At 34.7% G+C, this 19812-nt stretch carries 19 protein-coding genes; 12 read left to right on the top strand and 7 right to left on the bottom strand.

The annotated features are described in order from the left end of the window. Positions 1 to 146: 146 nt before the first annotated feature. The 7 genes from AC6CH4_RS10410 (at position 147) to moaA (ending at position 5371) form a co-directional block, all read left to right on the top strand. Entirely contained in the window at positions 147 to 719 is a 573-nt protein-coding gene (locus AC6CH4_RS10410) for a molybdenum cofactor guanylyltransferase (protein ID WP_498102671.1), read from the top strand. Between the two features lie 5 nt (positions 720 to 724). After that, complete coding sequence (gene cobA, locus AC6CH4_RS10405; protein WP_498102669.1) at positions 725 to 1516, top strand: uroporphyrinogen-III C-methyltransferase; 792 nt, start codon at positions 725 to 727, stop codon at positions 1514 to 1516. Further along, positions 1516 to 1752 (top strand): MoaD/ThiS family protein, encoded by a 237-nt coding sequence (locus AC6CH4_RS10400; RefSeq protein WP_056194042.1) that lies wholly within the window; start codon positions 1516 to 1518, stop codon positions 1750 to 1752. The genes cobA and AC6CH4_RS10400 overlap by 1 nt, the downstream gene beginning before the upstream one ends. A 10-nt stretch (positions 1753 to 1762) precedes the next feature. Then, positions 1763 to 2842: a molybdopterin-synthase adenylyltransferase MoeB gene (moeB, locus tag AC6CH4_RS10395; RefSeq protein WP_498102667.1), complete on the top strand. Its 1080-nt coding sequence runs from the start codon at positions 1763 to 1765 to the stop codon at positions 2840 to 2842. Between the two features lie 190 nt (positions 2843 to 3032). Then, positions 3033 to 3470 (top strand): molybdenum cofactor biosynthesis protein MoaE, encoded by a 438-nt coding sequence (locus tag AC6CH4_RS10390; RefSeq protein WP_498102665.1) that lies wholly within the window; start codon positions 3033 to 3035, stop codon positions 3468 to 3470. Beyond that, complete coding sequence (gene moaCB, locus AC6CH4_RS10385) at positions 3463 to 4377, top strand: bifunctional molybdenum cofactor biosynthesis protein MoaC/MoaB (RefSeq protein ID WP_498102662.1); 915 nt, start codon at positions 3463 to 3465, stop codon at positions 4375 to 4377. Before AC6CH4_RS10390 ends, moaCB begins: the two co-directional genes overlap by 8 nt. Continuing rightward, positions 4364 to 5371, top strand: a complete 1008-nt coding sequence (gene moaA, locus AC6CH4_RS10380; protein ID WP_498102660.1) for a GTP 3',8-cyclase MoaA — start codon at positions 4364 to 4366, stop codon at positions 5369 to 5371. The genes moaCB and moaA overlap by 14 nt, the downstream gene beginning before the upstream one ends. Before the next feature lie 126 nt (positions 5372 to 5497). Here moaA and AC6CH4_RS10375 read toward each other — a convergent pair whose 3' ends face one another. The 3 genes from AC6CH4_RS10375 to AC6CH4_RS10365 form a co-directional block, all read right to left on the bottom strand. Further along, complete coding sequence (locus tag AC6CH4_RS10375) at positions 5498 to 6106, bottom strand: hypothetical protein (protein ID WP_498102658.1); 609 nt, start codon at positions 6104 to 6106, stop codon at positions 5498 to 5500. A 146-nt stretch (positions 6107 to 6252) separates the two neighbouring features. Further along, entirely contained in the window at positions 6253 to 7683 is a 1431-nt protein-coding gene (locus tag AC6CH4_RS10370; protein WP_498102971.1) for a rubredoxin, read from the bottom strand. Positions 7684 to 7772: 89 nt separating this feature from the next. Then, positions 7773 to 11291: a molybdopterin-dependent oxidoreductase gene (locus AC6CH4_RS10365; RefSeq protein WP_498102656.1), complete on the bottom strand. Its 3519-nt coding sequence runs from the start codon at positions 11289 to 11291 to the stop codon at positions 7773 to 7775. A gap of 188 nt (positions 11292 to 11479) precedes the next feature. Here AC6CH4_RS10365 and AC6CH4_RS10360 point away from each other — a divergent pair, with 188 nt between their 5' ends. From AC6CH4_RS10360 to AC6CH4_RS10340, 5 genes are all read left to right on the top strand, one after another. Continuing rightward, positions 11480 to 12184: a Crp/Fnr family transcriptional regulator gene (locus AC6CH4_RS10360; RefSeq protein ID WP_498102654.1), complete on the top strand. Its 705-nt coding sequence runs from the start codon at positions 11480 to 11482 to the stop codon at positions 12182 to 12184. A gap of 397 nt (positions 12185 to 12581) precedes the next feature. After that, complete coding sequence (locus tag AC6CH4_RS10355; protein WP_498102652.1) at positions 12582 to 14021, top strand: alginate export family protein; 1440 nt, start codon at positions 12582 to 12584, stop codon at positions 14019 to 14021. Between the two features lie 28 nt (positions 14022 to 14049). Then, positions 14050 to 15279, top strand: coding sequence for a CmpA/NrtA family ABC transporter substrate-binding protein (locus tag AC6CH4_RS10350; RefSeq protein ID WP_498102650.1), 1230 nt, complete (start codon positions 14050 to 14052; stop codon positions 15277 to 15279). Between the two features lie 23 nt (positions 15280 to 15302). After that, positions 15303 to 16190: a nitrate ABC transporter permease gene (gene ntrB / locus AC6CH4_RS10345; protein WP_498102648.1), complete on the top strand. Its 888-nt coding sequence runs from the start codon at positions 15303 to 15305 to the stop codon at positions 16188 to 16190. Positions 16191 to 16269: 79 nt separating this feature from the next. Beyond that, complete coding sequence (locus AC6CH4_RS10340) at positions 16270 to 17076, top strand: ABC transporter ATP-binding protein (RefSeq protein ID WP_498102646.1); 807 nt, start codon at positions 16270 to 16272, stop codon at positions 17074 to 17076. Between the two features lie 66 nt (positions 17077 to 17142). On the opposite strand, the gene AC6CH4_RS10335 is transcribed toward AC6CH4_RS10340, so the two are convergent. The 4 genes from AC6CH4_RS10335 to AC6CH4_RS10320 all read right to left on the bottom strand — a co-directional run bounded on the left by AC6CH4_RS10335 (position 17143) and on the right by AC6CH4_RS10320 (position 19714). Further along, a complete protein-coding gene (locus tag AC6CH4_RS10335) occupies positions 17143 to 17766 on the bottom strand; it encodes a class I SAM-dependent methyltransferase (RefSeq protein ID WP_498102644.1) in 624 nt (207 codons plus the stop codon). A gap of 3 nt (positions 17767 to 17769) precedes the next feature. After that, positions 17770 to 18483, bottom strand: coding sequence for an endonuclease/exonuclease/phosphatase family protein (locus tag AC6CH4_RS10330; protein WP_498102642.1), 714 nt, complete (start codon positions 18481 to 18483; stop codon positions 17770 to 17772). A 22-nt stretch (positions 18484 to 18505) separates the two neighbouring features. Then, complete coding sequence (locus tag AC6CH4_RS10325) at positions 18506 to 19210, bottom strand: hypothetical protein (protein ID WP_498102640.1); 705 nt, start codon at positions 19208 to 19210, stop codon at positions 18506 to 18508. Positions 19211 to 19348: 138 nt separating this feature from the next. Beyond that, complete coding sequence (locus AC6CH4_RS10320) at positions 19349 to 19714, bottom strand: hypothetical protein (RefSeq protein ID WP_498102638.1); 366 nt, start codon at positions 19712 to 19714, stop codon at positions 19349 to 19351. Between the last annotated feature and the right edge of the window lie 98 nt (positions 19715 to 19812).

The raw sequence follows: 19812 nt of genomic DNA, 5'->3' as shown, positions 1-19812 counted from the left end.
AAGGTTCGCTAAGCTTTGTGCAGTTTAAGCTTTGCGAACTTATTTAAAGTCAATAAATAATAAAAAAACTTAGCGCTCTTTGCGGTAAAATTTTTTCTCATTTTAACCTGAAACCTGAAACAAAGTAAACCTGAAACAAAAAAAATATGGAAACACTAACAGTATTTATTCTTTGTGGAGGAAAAAGTTCCAGAATGCAGTCTGAAAAAGGATTGGTGCTGTTTCAGGGGAAACCATTTATTGAACATATTATTCAGGCGATTTTGCCTGTTACAGAACAGATAAAGTTAATCACAGCAACCAAAGAATATGATTATTTGCCTTATCAAAAAATACCCGATATCATTTCTGATAAAGGGCCGTTGGGAGGAATATATACGGCACTGACGAATTCTGAAACCGAATTTAATTTGATTTTGAGTTGTGATATTCCGTTAATATCAACAGAGTTATTGTCAGAACTAATTTCAAAACATAATGATGAAGCTGAAATTACGGTTTTTGCTTCAGAAAGCAGATTACATCCGTTGATCGGGATTTATTCTAAAAAAGTATTGCCCGTTATCAAAAGCGCAATTGATAACGATGAATTAAAAATGATGGATTTGCTGGCAAAAATTCCGCATCAAATCCTCAATATTGATGAAAGTGAAAACTTTCATTTAACAAATATTAATTCGGTTGACGAATTAAACGACCTGAATATCAATTTAAGTTAGAAGTTATGCGAAACTCAAAGACACCAAAATTAACAATTGTAGGCGCAGGTCCTGGAGATGTTGAATTGATTACATTAAAAGCGATAAAAGCGTTAGAAAGTGCCGACGTTGTTTTATACGATGCATTAGTAAACGAAGAATTATTGCAATATGCTACAAATGCAGAAATTGTTTTTGTGGGTAAACGTTTGGGCTGTCATGCTTACACACAGGATCAGATTAATGAATTGATTATTTCGATGGCAAATCGCCATGGTCATGTAGTTCGTTTAAAAGGAGGAGATCCTTTTATTTTTGGAAGGGGAAGCGAAGAAATTGATTATGTAGAGCAATTTGGTCTGGAAACAGCAATTGTTCCCGGAATTTCATCAGCATTGGGTGTCCCGGCCTCGGTTGGAATTAGCTTAACACAACGTCAGGTTGCAGAAAGTTTCTGGGTAATTACAGGAACGACTTCCAATCACCAATTGTCTAAAGACGTATATTTGGCTTCAAAGTCGGCTGCAACGGTTGTAATTTTGATGGGAATGCATAAACTGGAAGAAATAATTTCGATTTATAAAGAAAACCGAACTGATGATTTGCCAATAGCCATCATTCAAAACGGAACAAAAAATACAGAACAAAAGGTAGTTGGAACTATCAGTTCAATTACTAAATTGGTATCAGAAAAAAAGATTTCTTCTCCGGCAATTATTGTGATTGGAGAAGTGGTAAAAAATACTTCAAAATTGACTTCTTATTTCCAAGAGCATTTTGATGATGAGTTTATCTTTCAGAATTTAAATTTAGAATAATGATTGAGATTAAATATTTTGGAGCTGTGGCCGAAAAGACCAAATGTGAATTCGAAAAAGTTGCTTTTTCTGAAGTTTCACTGCAACAATTATTGCAGGATTTAGAAATAAAATACCAATTCGATTCGCTTAGTTTTAGTGTGGCTGTTAATCAAAAAATAGTACCAAAAACAACCGATTATAAATTGCAGACAAGCGATGTTGTCGCTCTGTTGCCACCCTTTGCAGGCGGCTAAAATTAATTTAATGAAAGATTCAACACGTTATAGCCGACAAATAATCCTCCCTGAAATAGGAGAGGATGGCCAGTACAAATTATCTAAGGCAAAAGTTTTGATAATAGGTGCGGGCGGTTTGGGCGCTGCTGTTTTGCCTTATTTGGCTGCGGCCGGTGTTGGTGAAATTGGGATTGTTGATGATGATGTTATTGAAGTTTCGAATTTACAACGTCAGGTTATTTATAAAACTTCGGCTGTTGGAAATTACAAAGTGGAGCAAGCCAAAGCAATGGTTTCCGAATTAAATCCGTTAGTGAAAGTTAATTCGATTGCAGAAAAGCTTTCAGGAAAAAACGCGATTTCGTTATTCGAACAATATGATATTATTGTTGATGCGACAGACAATCTTTCGATAAAATATCTAATAAACGACGCTTGTTTAGTAACAAATAAACCAATGGTTTATGGATCTATTTTTAGATTTCAGGGACAGGTTTCGGTTTTTAATTACAAAAACGGACCAACATACCGCTGTTTGTATCCGGATGAAAGCAGCCAGTCTTTAAATTGTGAAGATGCCGGAGTAATCGGAATTTCAGTTGGAATTATAGGAATGCTACAGGCAAATGAAGTAATCAAGATAATTCTAGAAATAGGAGAGGTTTTGAGTGGTAAAATACTGGTTTATAATATTTTAAATAACGAACAACAAAAGTATGACTTTGAGAAGAATACAGCTTTTGAAGTGAATAAAACGATTTTTGAAGATAAATATAAAGTAATTGAAAATCAGGTCGAAGAAATTGCTGCAGAGGTAATTTTGAATGAAATAGATAATGATGAGGTTTTGTTTTTGGATGTTCGAAATGAAGAAGAACTACCGAAATTAAATTTCAAAAATAGGATTCAGATTCCATTAATGAAATTGGAAAATCAAATCGAAAAATTAAATCCAAATCAAACAATTTATATTTATTGTCAATCTGGAATCAGAAGTAAAATTGCAGCTGAATTGCTTCAGAAAAAGAATTTCAAAAATGTAAAAAGTATTACCGGAGGAGCTTTGGCTTTAAGCCAGATATTTAAAGAAGAAAAAATAAAAGTATAGCCACAGATTACGCGATTGAAAGGATTTTAAATTCTTTGCAATAATTTTCTTGCCACGAATTACACCAATTTCCACGAATTAAAAGTTTTAATTCTCGCAATCAAAATAAAAATTAGTGAAAATTTGTGTAATTCGTGGCAAGAAAAAATCTATTTAATCAGTGCAATCTTTGGCAAAAAAATAAAAAACAATGAGTAAAAGTGTATTTGTAGAAGGACCAATTTCTCCTGAATTTATAGCGGAGTCGATTGCCAAACATCAATCCAAACATACGATTGGTGCGCACAATATTTTTTTAGGGCAAGTTCGAGCCGATGTAATTCATGATAATACCGTTGTGGCTATTGATTATTCCGCTTATGCCGATATGGCAAATGAAGCTTTACATGCCATTCGTGAAAAAGCTTTTGCCAAATTCGACTTAACTTGTATGCACATTTATCACAGTTTAGGCGTGGTAAAAGCAGGCGAGATTTGTTTGTTCGTATTTGTTTCGGCAACACGGAGAAAACAAGTTTATGAAGCGACAGAAGCCATCGTAAACTGGATTAAAACCGATGTACCGATTTTTGGTAAAGAAATGTTTGAAAACGATACATTCACCTGGAAACAAAATACTAATGGTTGATATTACGCATAAAATAAGCACGTTAAGAACTGCAACAGCAACAGCAATTGTCAAAGTAAGTAAACAGGAAACAATTGATGCTGTAGTGAATAACTTGGTTCCTAAAGGAAATGTGCTTGAAATGGCAAAAACGGCCGGTTTATTTGCGGTTAAAAACACGCATTTATCAATCCCGGATTGTCATCCGATTCCAATTGAATTTACTTCGGTGGAATATAAAATTGAAGGTTTGACCATTCAGATTATCTTCAATGTAAAAACGGTTTACAAAACCGGAGTTGAGGTTGAGGCCATGCACGGCGCTTCGATTGTTGCCTTGACGATGTACGATATGCTAAAACCGATTGATAAGGAAATCGAAATTTCAACCATCAAATTAATTAATAAAGAAGGCGGAAAATCTTCTTTTAAAAATAAATTTCCGAACGTAATAAAAGCGGCAGTTTTTGTTTGTTCCGATTCCATTTTTGCAGGCGATAAAGAAGATCGCTCCGGAAAAATCATCGTTGAAAAACTGGATTCTTACGGAGTTGATACAGCGCATTACGAGATTATTCCGGATGAAATTGATATTATTCAGGAAAAAACAAAGGCTTTCGCCAAAGAACATCAATTGGTGATTTTTACCGGCGGAACTGGTTTATCTCCAAGAGATGTAACACCGGAAGCATTATCGCCTTTATTAGAAAGCAGAATACCGGGAATTGAAGAAGCGATTCGCAATTACGGACAACAAAGAATGCCGTATGCTATGTTATCAAGAACGGTAGCAGGAACATTAGGAAAAAGCTTGGTTTTGGCTTTGCCGGGATCAACAAACGGAGCCAGAGAATCAATGGATGCTGTTTTCCCTCATGTAATGCACGTTTTTCATATTTTAAAAGGAAAAAATCATGACACCCTCTAAGACCATTTTAACGGATGATTTTGGGCGAAAACACAATTATTTGCGTATTTCGTTGCTGGAGAAATGCAATTTGCGTTGTACGTATTGCATGCCTGCTGATGGAATCGCATTGTCTCCAAAAGCCAGTTTAATGACGGCGGATGAAATTTTTGCTTTGGCTCAGACTTTCGTAGAAAATGGTGTAGATAAAATTAGATTAACAGGAGGAGAACCTTTATTAAGAAAGGATTTCCCCGAGATTATTTCGAAATTATCAACTTTGGAAACTTCACTTTCGATTACTACAAACGGTATTTTAATCGATCGCCATATTGAAGCTTTAAAACAAGCTAACATCAAAAAAATCAATTTGAGTTTAGATACTTTGGTTTCATCCAAATTTCACACGATAACACTTAGAAATCAGTTTGAGAAAGTGATTGATAATCTGCATTTGCTTTTGAATAATGATTTTCATGTAAAAGTAAATGTGGTTTTGATGAAAGGCTTCAATGAGAATGAAATTACTGATTTTGTTCAGTTAACGCAGTTTTTACCGATTTCAGTTCGTTTCATTGAGTTTATGCCTTTTGCGGGAAACGAGTGGGACAGAAGCAAAATGGTATCGCAAAATGAGATTTTATCAGAAGTAAATAATGTATTTCCATCTGAAGAAATTCAAAAATTAGAAGATGAGAAAAACTTCACAGCCAGAACCTATAAAATAAAAGGTTTTCAGGGCGATTTCGGAATCATAAGTTCTATTACTAATCCGTTTTGTGATGGCTGTAACCGCATCCGCCTGACGGCAAATGGCAAAATCAAGAATTGCCTTTTCTCTAATTCTGAAACTGATTTATTGACAGCTTTTAGAAATGGCGAATCGATTACCAATTTGATTTCAGAATCTATTAAAAATAAGAAAAAAGTTCGTGCGGGAATGGTTACCGTTTCTGAAATGGATGATCCTGCCTTGCATTTTGATAATCGTAGTATGATTGCGATTGGGGGGTAAGTTTAGAGATGTACACGCAATATTGTGATCCCTCGTCCCTCGTTCCTCGGGATGACAAACGATACGTTCATACAAAAGCTAAAAAAAAAGGTTCAACTTTAATCAAGTTAAACCCTTTTCAAATTATTATTTTTTCTTCTTTTTATCCTTTGATTTACCTTTTTTACCTTTTTCTTTTTCAGCCTTTTTAGCTTTTGCCTTGGCTTTCTTTTCCTTTTCTTTTTTAGCTTTTTCTTTCTTTTTAGTATCAGATTTCAGCTTTGCTTTTTCCAGCTTTTTTATCACTGCTTTTATAGCTTTTTCTCTTTTCTTAGCCTTTTCTTTTTTCTCCTTTAGCTTATTTTTTACCTTTTTGTCTTTCGATTTGTTTTTTACAATTTCTATTGCAATTTCATCAAGATTTAAAATCGCTTGAGGTTTATCACTCACATTCCTGGAAAGGGTTTCAATTTCGATAATTTCCGGAGTTACAGTTGAGCCTTTTGGCGGCGTGGTTGTTGTTCTTTTAACTACTGCTTTTGGAGTTGTGTTAGAAGCTGGTTTTACAGGAGTTTTGGCAGATGATTTTATAGTTGCCGCCGGGGCTTTCGCTGCCGTTCCTGGAGCTGTTTTTGCCGGAGCTTTTTGAGCAACAGGTTTAGCTTCTGCAGTATTTTCAGTAACTTGTTTTGTAGGTTCTGTTGCTGGTGTTTCAGTATTTTTTACGGCTGGGGTTCTGGTTGTTCTTTTTATCATAATTGTATGTTTTATTGAGTAAAATAGAGTTAAACCAAGAACGAAGTAGAAATCAATTGTTTCACAATTCTTAGTTAAGCTAAATTTAATCAATATTTAAATACATTAATGTTAAGATTTTCCTTAAGATTACACAAACCAAACAATTAATTTTCGACTATTTCCAAAATCTTAAAATTACTTTTTGGTGCTTCACATAATGAACAACAATACGTTTCAGATAAATCGGTAAATAAAATACCTTTTGGAATTCCCTGATTTTCATCTCCATATTCCGAATTATAAAGTGTCAAACATTCCTGGCATTGGTAAATATCCAATTGAGGTTTTTCTTTTTTCTGTGTATTTTCAATTGATTCCGGAATAGAATTTCCAAGTTCCTCAAAGTATTTTCGGCTTAATTCAATCAAAATAGTTGGAAGTTCTAATTTGTCAATATCTTGTGAATGTACAATGTACTCGCGCGTATTTGGATCGAAATTCTTTGCAAATAAAACATTATAAGTATCACGGATTTTAATCGATTCTAAGTCCTTCGGCAATTCATTTTTTTCAACTACAATCGAAGTAAAATAATGACCGTCACGATTGTATTCAGAGATTCCAAAAGTTAATCCGTAGGTACTAATATCAAATTGATCAAGTGTTCGAACCAAAAAGGTTTTCAGATTCAAAGCCCATTCCATCGCCACTGGCAAATGCCAATTTAATTCTAATAAAGAATGACGAACATTGATTCCTTTTTTGCCTAAAAATTTCTCCCATTCTAGTTTTCGATCCTTCGGAATTCCTTTTACAATAAACGATTTCCATGGCGTGATACATATTTTTCCGATTTTGCAATCAAAACATAAATCACACATTTCTTTCAGGAAATCTAAATCGTATAAATTATTTCTCCAATACAAGCCGAGCCAATACTGATCAATTCCCATTCGGTTCATTCCTTCGTAATATGGAAAAGGATAAAACGGCACATTTAATGGTTTATCAATGGTTCTGTTATTGGTGTCTAATGCTTCGCTTACTAAACTGAAAATCATATCAATTCCATAAGATTCTTCAGCTACTATTTTTTCGATTTCGTAATAAAAAGTAGCAATATCCCAGCTGTAAATCAAAATAGGATAAACTTCCATACGTTCCCATTTTGGTAAACGAATGTACAAATACCAATAATCTTCATGCTCCGAAGCAATAAAATTTAAGTGACCTGTAAACAATGGAACCAACTGTTGTTTAGGGTCATTAATGTTGACTTTTAGTTTTGGCTGTTCTTTGAATTGCTCTAAAATATATAAGAATTTGTTTCCTGTAAGCCAATTGGTATTTCTGAAAATATCCGTTGAAACATACGATGAAACAATGTTGTTACCACTTTTTTCATTTGGAAAAACAAAATGATGTTTCCCAATTTTTTCTTTGCTGGATAGATTTAATCCCTTCGGAAAAATAATATCCTGTCTTGAACCAAATGAAATCGAATCCAAACCATGATCCATTGCCATATTGACTACTTCACGTAATTCTCCTGGCGAAATAACGCCTCCCTTTACTATTAATCTTGTCAATTCCATGTCTTTTATTGTTTCAAGTTTCAAGTTTTTTTTGTTTCAGGTTCTGTGCGTTCCAACAACTTGAAACTTGAAACCTGAAACAAAAGAAACTAAATTTTACACTTTGCAAGTATCTCTTTTACCTCTGTCTTACAGCTTCCGCAGCCTAATCCGGCTCCGGTGTTTTTACATAAATCGGTGAAATTATTGACACCACCTTTAATGGTTTCTTCAATATTTCCAGCTCCAACCTGACTGCAGGAACAAACTAATTTTCCTAAAACAGGTTTGGCATTTGAACTTCCTCTTAATAATGAATTTCGTTTGTCTGATAATTCGATTTTGCTTTCGATCATCGTTTTGAACTCGGCAAATTCATTTTTGTCTCCCATCAAAATGGCTCCAACAAGCAAGTCATTTTTAACGATGCATTTTTTGTAATAACGCTGTTTTAGATCGGCAAAAACAATTTCTTCGTAAGAATCATCGTTTTCCGGAATCTCAATATCTCCAATGCTGCAAAGATTAATATCTTCCAGTTTCAGAATGTTCATTAAAACCGAGCCTTTGTAATAACTGCTAATATCACCGGCTAAATAGTTAGCTAAAATATCAGCCTGTTCTTCCGCAGCAGAAGTGATTCCGAACAGTTTATTATCAAATTCGGCTATTTCTCCAATGGCATAAATATCAGGATTTGAAGATTGTAAATACTGATTTACTTTTACACCACGACCACAGGCAAGCCCTGTTTCACGGGCAATTTCGATATTCGGAATAGTTCCGATCGTATACACGATGGTATTTGCCGTAATGATTCTGCCACTTTTAAGGGCGATTTCAAGTTCGTTTGGATTCTCAGTTTCAAAGACAGTACTAACTTCATTATCAAAATAAATCTGGATATCGCGAAGCTGAACTTCCTCGGCCAATAATTTACTAGAAATCAAATCTAACTGACGCTCCATCAAACGGGAGGCCCTTTGAATTATAGTGATCTTTATTTTTTTATGTTTTAAGGCTGCAGCCAATTCCAATCCTAATAAACCACCGCCAATAATAACAACATGTTGTTCTTCCGGAGGCAAATTTGTATTGTCAAGATAGGCTTTTAGTCGGTCAGCGTCTTCTTTACGGCGAACTGTAAAACGTCCTGGTAAATGAAGTTGTGCATTTTCAGGAATAAAAGGGCGGCTTCCTGTTGCTAAAATCAAAGAATCGAAAGTGTGGGTTTCGCCTAAACTATCTGTTATGGTTTTTGCCGTTGCATTTATTTTATCAACTGCTACACCGGCTTTCATCGTAATTTTTAGTTTACTTAAAGCTTCACCGTCTTTTACTTTTAGTAATTGTTGCCAGGTAAATTCGCCTGTCATGTATTCCGGCAGCAAAACGCGATTGTAAAACGGGTTTACTTCATTCGAAAAAACAATAATTTCATCGGTTGAATTGAACTCGCGATAATTTTGAATAAAACGGAAGGCTGCGGCGCCAGCTCCAACAATGGCAATTTTCTGGAAAGGTTTTACATATTTCGTAATAGCAACGGTCGTATATTTAAAATCAGGTTCTTTTGAAACAGGATCAACAACTGTATTGGTTAAATTATTTGTTCGATTCAAATCATTATCAAGCTGTTTTCCCCAATGCATTGGCAGGAAAACTACTTTTTCTCTGATTGAATCTGTCACTTTTGCTTTTACCCTAACTTCTCCGTTTTTACTGGAAACGATTACAATGTCACCATTTTTGATGTCGTTTTTATAAGCATCAATCGGATTAATTTCTAAAACCGGACTTGGCGTGTGCGTCATCAATCGCGATACTTTTCCGGTCTTGGTCATCGTATGCCATTGGTCACGAACTCGTCCTGTAGTTAGGATAAAAGGAAATTGTGGACTTGGTTGTTCCGAAGTATTTTCAATAGCCGTTGGTAAATTGAAAATTGCTTTTTTTGATGGCGTATAGAATTTTTTATCGGTAAAAAGGCGGGGAGTTCCCGGATGTCCATAATCAGGAACTGGCCATTGAAAAGTACCTTCGGTTCTTAATCGATGATAATTTAAAAATGAAATATCAATATTGGTATTTTTGGTCAGCGCGCAATGTTCTTTATAAACTTCTTCGGCACTATTAAAATTGAAACCATTGAAATTCATTTTTTTAGCAAAACGAATTAAGATTTCAATGTCCGGAAGTGCTTCTCCGGGTGCATTGATTCCTTTTGGTAAATAAGAGATACGACGCTCTGAATTCGTCATTGTACCTTCTTTTTCCAGCCAACCGGCGGCAGGCAATAAAAGATCGGCATATTTTGACGTATCAGCGTTATGTGAAATATCCTGAACCACAACAAATTTGGCATTTTGCAATGCTTTCTCAATACGTCGGGAATCCGGTAGACTCACCATCGGATTGGTACAGATGATCCAAACGGCTTTCATTTTTCCAGATTCCAATGCTTCAAACATTTCGGTTGCAGTCAATCCCGGTTTGTCTGAGATTTCGTCAACTCCCCAAAAATCAGCCACTTCTTTACGATGTTCCGGATTTGCAATGTCTTTGTGTGCAGCCAAAAGTGTCGCCATTCCGCCCACTTCGCGTCCTCCCATTGCGTTGGGTTGTCCGGTTAATGAAAATGGCCCGGAACCCGGTTTTCCAATTTGTCCTGTCAATAAAGATAAATTGAGTAAAGCAGTATTTTTATCAACACCAACTGCACTTTGATTTAGTCCCATTGCCCAAAGCGAAATAAAACCTTTTGCTTTTCCGATAATATCGGCGGCAAGTTTAATGTCGTTTACTGAAATTCCGCAAAGTTTAGAAGCTTTTTCAAGCGAAGTTCCTAGTACTAAGTCTTTATATTGTTTGAAATTCTCCGCATTATTTTTTACGAAATCATGGTCTACGTAACCTTTTTCGATAATACGTCTGGCGATGGCATGGTATAAAATAATATCAGATCCGGGAATAATTTGAAGATGTAAATCGGCGAAAGCTGCTGTATCTGTTCGTCTCGGATCAATAACAATAATTTTTATTTTTGGATTATTCTCTTTGTGTTTTTCAATTCTTCTGAATAAAATAGGATGACACCAGGCCGGATTTGCACCTGTAATCAGAAAAGTATCTGCCAGTTCGATATCGTCATAAGCAATTGGCACAGAATCTTCTCCAAAAGTCTTTTTATAACCCACAACCGCAGAACTCATGCAAAGTCTCGAATTGGTATCTATATTATTGGTTTTCAAAAAACCTTTTACGAGTTTATTGACTAAATAATATTCTTCTGTTAAACATTGGCCTGAAATATAAAACCCAACGCTGTCAGGTCCGTGTTTTTTTATGATAGAAGTAAAAACTGCTGCGGCGCGATCAAGAGCGGTATCCCAGCTTACGCGTTCCAGCGGATAGGATTTGCTGCCTCGCATTTCAGGATATAAAATTCGGTCAGAAGTATCATTGACTACGTAATGCAAATTCATTCCTTTAGAACACAACATTCCTTTGTTGACAGGATGATCTTTGTCGCCCGTTACCATCACACCATTTTTGGCATCATTGGTGACGATAATTCCGCAGCCGACGCCACAATATGAACAGGTAGTTTTGATTTTGGTATTTTGCATTACAGCTTCTTTTTTTAAATACAACTATAGTAATTATGTCCAGTCGTAAATGCCTCACGTATTTGACTTAGACAAAAATAAGTATTTTTACGTATAAATACGTATTTTTTGAAATTATTTTTCTATTTTTGATGAAAATAAATGAGGAACAACAAATTAGTTTTTAAATCGGTTAAAATTTAGAACTCATGAAAGACGAGCAAGCAATTTGTTATACCTGCGCCAACGAGAACTGTTTTATTAAAAAGCATCTGCATTTAGAACAAATGAAACAATATGTTCAGAAGAAACATAGTTTTGTCTGCAAAAAATCGCAGCAGTTTATCATTGAAGGTGCTCCAATTCAGGGGCTTTATTTTATATGTAAAGGAAAAGTCAAAACGGTTAAAACCGGAATCAACGGACGTGAACAAATTGTTCGTCTTACTAAAAATGGAGACACAATTGGTTTTCGTGGTTTCGGAACAAGTAAACGTTATCTTATTGGTGCTTATGCTCTTGAAGATACAGTTTTATGTAATTTCAGTAATGAAACCATGATGGAAATTCTTCAGAACGTTCCTGAATTTACGTATGCCTTAATGCTGTTTTACGCCGATGAACTCAACAAAAGCGAAAACAATATCCGTAAAATCGCCCATATGAATGTACGTGAGCGCGTTATTGATTTGTTATTGTATATCCACCGAAAATTTGGACAAATAAACGGCCTAATTGAAATTGAACTTTCAAGAAAAGAAATCGCAGACTTCGCCGGGACTACTGAAGAACAAGTTATTAGAGTGCTGTCAAGTCTTAAAAAAGAGTCACTAATAAAAACAGTTGGCAAAAGAATTGGCATCCTTGCCATTCCGAAACTTCAATCAGAAATCATGGAACATAAATACTTTTAGTTTTTTTGTTTCAAGTTTCAGGTTTTCTTTGGTTTAGGTTTCAAGTTTCAGGTTTGCTCCCTATAATAGATACAAATCCATTCCTCTTTTCTCTATATTCTATACTCTATACTCTTTATTCTTGCTTCTTGCTTCTTTGCTCTTTATTCTATTCTCTTTCTTCCAAAAATTATCTAATTACCTAATTGCCACATTATCTAATTAAGTTGAACTACGTAATCTCCAAAACCTTTTATTTTACGGGACTTCAAATCAACTTCATGCGAAAACGCAGAAAACAAATTGACTTTCAAACGCGTTTTATTGGTTAAAAAAAATGTTTTAATATGGTATAAGTATTGTACTTAAGTATTTATACGTATATAAATTTGCTTCATACAAATCAAAACAAATTATTATGAGCAAATTAACCAATACAATATTAAAAAACCACAACACTATTTTTACATCAAAACTTTCAAAATCTATTCTATTGGGTTTTGTATTAACGATGTTGGGAAGCTATGAAGCAAAAGCGCAATTTACACTTACAGGTCAGTTAAGAGATCGTGTTGAAATGCGTGCCGGACAAGGAACGTTACAACAAGAAGGAGATAAGGCTGCTTTATTTACAAGTCAGAGAACAAGATTAAATGCCGGATATTCCGGATACAGATTTAAAATTTTTACCGCTTTGCAAGACGTTCGCGTTTGGGGGCAAGATGCTTCCTCTATCAATAGAACAACAACAGAAGCAAATAACGGAATTTTATTACACGAAGCCTGGGCCGAGATTTTTTTGAATGATACTGTAAGTACGATTGAGAACCTTTCTATAAAAGCCGGACGTCAGGAAATTTCTTATGATGATCAAAAAGTCTTGGGAAGTTTAGATTGGTTACAACAAGGAAGACGCCACGATGCGATCGTTTTTAAATTTGCCAATAAAGGCTGGATTGCTGATGTTGGAGCTGCTTTTAATCAGAATAAAGAAAATAATGCAGGAACAATTTACAATGGAACCAATCCGGCTTACGGCGCAGGAACTAACGGAATTGGAACGATGTATAAATCATTTCAATATGCTTATGTGGGCAGAAAATTCTTCTTTGGTGATTTGTCTTTTTTATTCTTCAAAGATGATTTCAACAAATATACTTTAGTGACTGCGGGAACGCCACCAGTAACTACAAAAGTAAACGGAACAGGAGTTTGGAGTCGAAATACAACCGGAATTTATTTCAACACAAATGTAACACGAAAATTAAATTTGATGGGAAGTTACTACTATCAAGGTGGAAAAAATAAAGATGGAAGATCATTAAACGCCAATTTGTTTTCGATTACATCAACTTTACAAGTAGGAAGAAAATTGTTCATTGGCCCTGGAGTTGATTTTTTATCTGGAGATGACGGAACCAAAACAGTTACGGCCGATTCAAAAGACAATCGATTTGATCCACTTTACGGAACACCACATAAATTCTGGGGAAGCATGGATTATTTTTATGCTGCAAACGGTTTTGGAAAACAAGGTTTACTGGATTACTTCTTCAAAATAAAATATAATGCTAAAGACAATCTAAGTTTCGCATTGGATATTCACGGTTTTGAATCGGCAAATACTTTATCTAATGGTGCCGGTGGAAAACTAAACTCTTATTTAGGAACCGAATTGGATTTACTTGTAAAATACAACCTAACCAAAATCATCAATATCGAAGCTGGTTATTCTTTCATGAAAGCAACAAATTCTATGGCTTCTGCAACGGTTAAAAATGTTGCGAATCCTGACTTAAGCCCACAGTTTGCCTATGTAATGCTAAACATTAAACCTAATTTTTTAGCTAAAAAATAAAAAAAAATAACTTTTAAATTTCTTAAAAATGAAAAAAATACAGATATACACACCAGAAGTTTTCAAAAGAGTGATACTGACTTTAATACTCGTTTTAGCCGTTTCTTTTTCAGAAGTTGCAGCTCAAAATGATCCTGTAAAACTCGGATTTATTCCACTAACAGATTGTTCTCCAATCGTAATGGCAAAAGAATTAGGATTGTTTAAAAAGTATGGAGTCGAAGTTGTGGTAACCAAAGAATCTTCATGGGCCAATGTTCGTGATAAAATTTTAACCGGAGAATTAGACGGAGCGCACTGTCTGTATTCAATGCCGTTTTCGGTTTATACTGGGGTAGGAGGAAAAGCAGGTTCTGAAATGAAAATCGCCATGATGCTGAACGTTAATGGTCAGGCTATTACACTTTCAAATGATTTTTGTGGGAAAGTAGGTTTCAAACAAATGAATAAAATTGCGCCTGTTGTGGCGGCTAAACTTAAGGCAGAAAAAGAAGTGACTTTTGCTATGACTTTTCCTGGAGGAACACACGATTTATGGTTAAGAAACTGGATGGCAATTGCAGGCGTGAGCCAAAAAACATCTAAAATTATTACGATTCCGCCTCCGCAAATGGTAGCCAATATGAAAGTTGGAAATATGGACGGGTATTGTGTAGGCGAGCCTTGGGGAGGAGTCGCCGTAAAACAGGGAATTGGTTTTACACAAGTGGCTTCGCAAGATATCTGGAAAGACCATCCTGAAAAAGCATTGGTTGTAAACAAAGAATTCAGTGAAAAAAGAAGAACTGATCTTGTAAAAGTGATGAAAGCTGTTTTAGAAGCCTGTATTTGGTTAGATAATCCGGCAAATCGTAAAAAAGCGGCTGCAATAATAGGGAAAGCCCCTTATGTAAATGCTCCTGCAGATGTTATTGAAAATAGATTAATGGGAAATTACGATTTGGGTTGTAACCAGGGAACGGAAGTTTATGCCAAAGATTATATGTTGTTTTACAAAGGCGGTTTGGTTAATTATCCTCGCAAATCATACGCGATTTGGGCTATGGCGCAATATGTTCGATTTGGATATTTGAAAGAGGCGCCAAATTATAAAGCAATCGCCGATAAGTTGATTTTACAGGATTTATATGAAGAAGTGGCCAAAAGTATGAAAGTAAAAGTGCCAAATGATGATATGAAACCTTTCTCATTAACAATGGATAAAACGGTTTTTGATCCTTCAAACCCGGCGGCTTACTTAAAAGTGGTTAAAAAATAATTTTTAATTTAAATCAGAATATCATGTCTAATAAAGATACCTTAACGCTAGGCGATATTGCGAATCAAACAGAAGTTTTGATGCCTAACACCGCAATTGATAGCGGAAGAAATGAGAAATCAAAATTGATTTTAAATTCAATTTTGATTAAACTAAAATCAACTGCATTTGCAGGAATCGGAATTACTTTATTTATTGGCTTTTGGAGCTTATTGAGTTTTTATACTAAAGATGCACTTCCTGGACCTTTGGCTACTTTTACCGTTTTGAAAGAAATGCTGAGCGACCCGTTTTACGATTACGGACCAAATGATAAAGGAATTGGACTGCAATTATTCAATTCAATAAAAACCGTTTTACTGGGTTTTTTATTAGGTTCATTAGTAGCAATTCCAATTGGGATTTTGATGGGAGCCAGTACGATTTGCAAACAAATTATGTATCCAATTGTACAGCTTTTAAAACCAGTTTCGCCTTTGGCATGGTTTCCAATTGGGCTGGTAGTTTTTAAAGATACAGGCATGGCAACTATATTTATCGTTTTCATTACATCATTATGGTCGACTTTAATCAATACTTCTTTCGGAATCGCTTCGATTCCACAAGATCATAAAAATGTAGCAAAAGCATTTGGTTTCTCAAAAATGCGTTATCTGACTAAAATTTTGATTCCGTTTAGTTTGCCCCACATTATAACCGGATTACGTTTGAGCATCAGCGTTGCATGGCTGGTAATTGTAGCCGGAGAAATGCTTTCAGGAGGTGCCGGAATCGGTTTCTTCGTATGGGACAGCTGGAACGCCCTAAGTTTAGAAAAAGTAATTTCAGCCATCATCATCATTGGAATAGTTGGTTTGATATTCGATAAATTTTTCACTTACATAGAAAACAAAGTAGCTTATAAATCATAGGCTCAAAGGTACAGAATTACAAAGGTTCAAAGGTTTTCCAATCTAAAATCTGAAATCAACAATCTAAAATTATAAACTCATGAGTTATTTAGAAATCAAAAATTTAGAGATATCATTTCCAACTCCAAAAGGAAAATACATTGCTGTTCGTAATATTAATTTATCCATTCAAAAAGGTGAAATCATTTCGATTATCGGGCATTCAGGTTGTGGAAAATCGACTATTATGAATGCCATTGGCGGAATGCTGACGCCAACGGGCGGTTCTGTAGAATTGGCCAGTCAAAAAATAAAAGGACCGGGACCGGATCGCGGAATTGTTTTTCAGAATTATTCACTTTTACCCTGGTTAACAGTCGAACAAAATATCTTTCAGGCTGTTGATTCGGTTATGAATTGCTCGAAAAAAGAGAAACACGAAATTGTGATTGAGAACCTAAAAATGGTCAATTTATTTGAGCATAAAGATAAATTACCCGGACAACTTTCGGGCGGAATGAAACAACGTGTTGCTATTGCGAGAGCATTCGCCATAAATCCGGGAGTATTACTTTTAGATGAACCTTTCGGGGCTTTAGATGCCTTAACAAAGGGATCGATGCAGTTGGAAGTTTTGAAATTGTGGAATTTAGACAACAGGGAAAAAACAATCGTAATGATCACGCATGATATTGAAGAAGCTTTGTTTTTATCCGATAGAATTGTGGTATTGAATAATGGTCCGGCATCAACCATCAGAGAAATTGTAGAAGTACATTTGCCAAGGCCGAGAAATAAAATTGAAATTGTAAAAATGCCTGAATATATTACCTTAAGAGATAAATTATTGCATTTATTGACGGACAAATTCTCTATTGAAGATATGGGAATGAAGTATAAAAATTAAGGAGAATTTAGTTGAAATGTTCTGTTGAGACGCACTGCGGAGCGAGCGTCTCAACATTTGTATTAGTTACTTTTTCTTTCCGACAAATCGAATTACAGAACCTTTTCCGTTATGGAACAATCCTTCGTTTAATTCAATTTCAGTTTCTTCTAATTGGATAATCTCATAGTTCGGAAAATCAGCTTTTATTTCCTCAATGGAAAATAAAGACTCAATGTCTTTTGGTCCTCCAACCTTATCATTTATAGCAAGATATTCCAAATGCTTTTTGCTGAAAGCTTCAAAAATAATGATTCCGTCTTTTCGTAAATAAGTTTCAAGTGTCCTATGAAGATAGGATTTGATTTCGGCTGGGAAATGAGCGTAAATTAGAGCAATTGCATCAAATTGTTCGGGTTGATAATTCAGCGATTCTAAATCTCCAACTTTATAATCGATTTTTACATTGTTGGCTTCGGCGAGTTTTAAAGCTTTGTTTTTTCCTTCTTCGCTGATATCAAAAGCAGCAACTTTCCAACCTAGTTTTGCTGCATAAACAGCATTACGGCCTTCGCCTTCGGCAGGAAAAAGAATGGTTTCGGGATCTAATTTTTCGATTTGTTCTTTAAAGAAATTATTGGGTTCCTCGCCATACGCAAATGCTGAGTTGCTGTAGCGGTCATTCCATCTTTCCGTCCAGGTGTCATTCATTATTTATAGATTAAAGTTAATAATTAAAGGTTTGTGGTCACTGTGTATGGTCCAGTCGTGATAAGTTCCAACTTCGACATGGTCCAGAACTTCTATAAAATCATTTGAAGCAAAACAATAATCAAGATGATAAGGTTTGTTTTCGTGACGATAAAGATACAAAGTAGGATGCTCTTCTTTACCCTGGATTTGATTGAAAAATTTATGATAGGTACTATAAATTTTCTTTGCTTCGAGTTTGTTTACCACTGTAGTATGATTTCCTTCACGACGTGGTTTGTCCCAAATGGTGTTGCTGTTGAAATCACCAATTAAAATCGTTTTGGTTTCGCTAATTAAAGCTTCATAATAATTGATAGCTTTCCAAACCTGAGTTACATAAGCGCCATCCTTATCTGACGGATTATTGGCCCAGACTGCAAACAAAGTAAAATCAACTTTTCCGCCCGTAACGGCAATAGGTAGAATATTCTTGAAACTCGGATTATGACAATCGAGCAATTGAAACCGATAATCACCATAAGAGAAAATGCCAATACCTTTATGCGGATTTGTGCCGTACCAAAGAATGTCGGTTGGTAGTTTCGAGTCAGTAGGGAATTTGAGTTTTTCAGGACTTTCACACTCAGAAATTACAGCAATATCAGGGTCATAAGGCAGAATGAATTCTGCCTTTTTTCTGAATGCCATGTTGCAATTCCAGGTTATGAGTTTCATTTATTGGAAATTTTAAAAATGACTAAGCAATCCAAGTTCCTTCAACTTCATCAATAATCCATTTATTATTGACTTTTTTAATATAAATTCTAAATCCTTGCCCGCAATGTCTGCCACAAGAAAAACCGCCATCTAATATCCCAAATTTTTTATCTTTATCGAATTGTATTCTTGAAAATGAAACCACCCCTCCAAATATAAAATCGTATTTTGCTTTCCAAATTGCTTTATTATCTTTTGGAAATAGAGCAATGTCTTTAAGTCGAAATTTATTATTGAGTTTTATGTTTTTAAAATCAAAAACGTATTCGGTTTCTTTTTTTTCTTTTGATAAAAAGATCTTTGAATTTTTAAAATGTGTTTTGAAATCTTCTTTTAAATCTCTAGAATTGTCTTTTATTAATGGATCAAATGCAATAATTATTTTAGATGTATCTTTTTCAATATTTTTTATATGATTTTTCCAGTCTAATAATTTTTGCTTTTGTTCATTAGTTCCTTTTGTAGAATCTACACGAACATAATTTCCTTCGTTGTCGTATGTAATTTTGCCTACAATAGGAGGCGGTTCAAAAAAGATTCTAATATCAATGCAGGTTGAATCGATTAAACTTGGGAAGATTTCAGTCATAACATTTTTCTCAAACTCTAAATCTGTGATTTTCTTCTCACAACTAGAAAAAAGAATAATTACTATTAGCAATGATAAGTTTAAAAGTTTCTTCATATACCAAATATAGCAATTTAAGAAGCAAAATAATTTATGTAAAAACCTAAAAAAAATACCCTTTTCCAGAACTGAAAAAGGGTAAATTAAAAATATATATTTTAGAAATTAGATTAAATATCGCTTTGTACTTTAATCTTAACCAACAAGTCTTGTTACACCGCTATTAATGTCAATTTCGGCAAAATTGTGTTTTCCCATAACGATAAGGAGTTTGTCTGTATTATATCCTACATATCTTATTTCAGGATTACCATTTTTTGGTTTTCCGCAAATAGAAATTACATTGGTTTGCCATTTCAATTTGCTTCCTTTATAAGCAGATATGGTTTGTAGATCGTTTTCAACATAATAAATAATGTTGTTTTTTTTAATTCCTCTTTTTTGTGTTTTTGCAAAATTAATTTCTGAGTTTTTTGAAATTAAAGTCTCATTGAATTTTTGACCAATGCCAGTGTGTGTGACAAAAAAGGTCAACATAGATAGTTTTAAAAATTGTTTCATTAGGATAGAATTGGGGGTTCATAATCGATTCAAATATAATTAATTAAAGCAAATAATAACATTTTATTAAGAAAAAAAAATACCCTTTTCTGAAATAA

This window comes from Flavobacterium sp. GQ95 (assembly GCF_059758655.1).
Note: the sequence above shows the minus strand (reverse complement) of the source record. Positions and strands in the feature narration are given on the sequence as shown.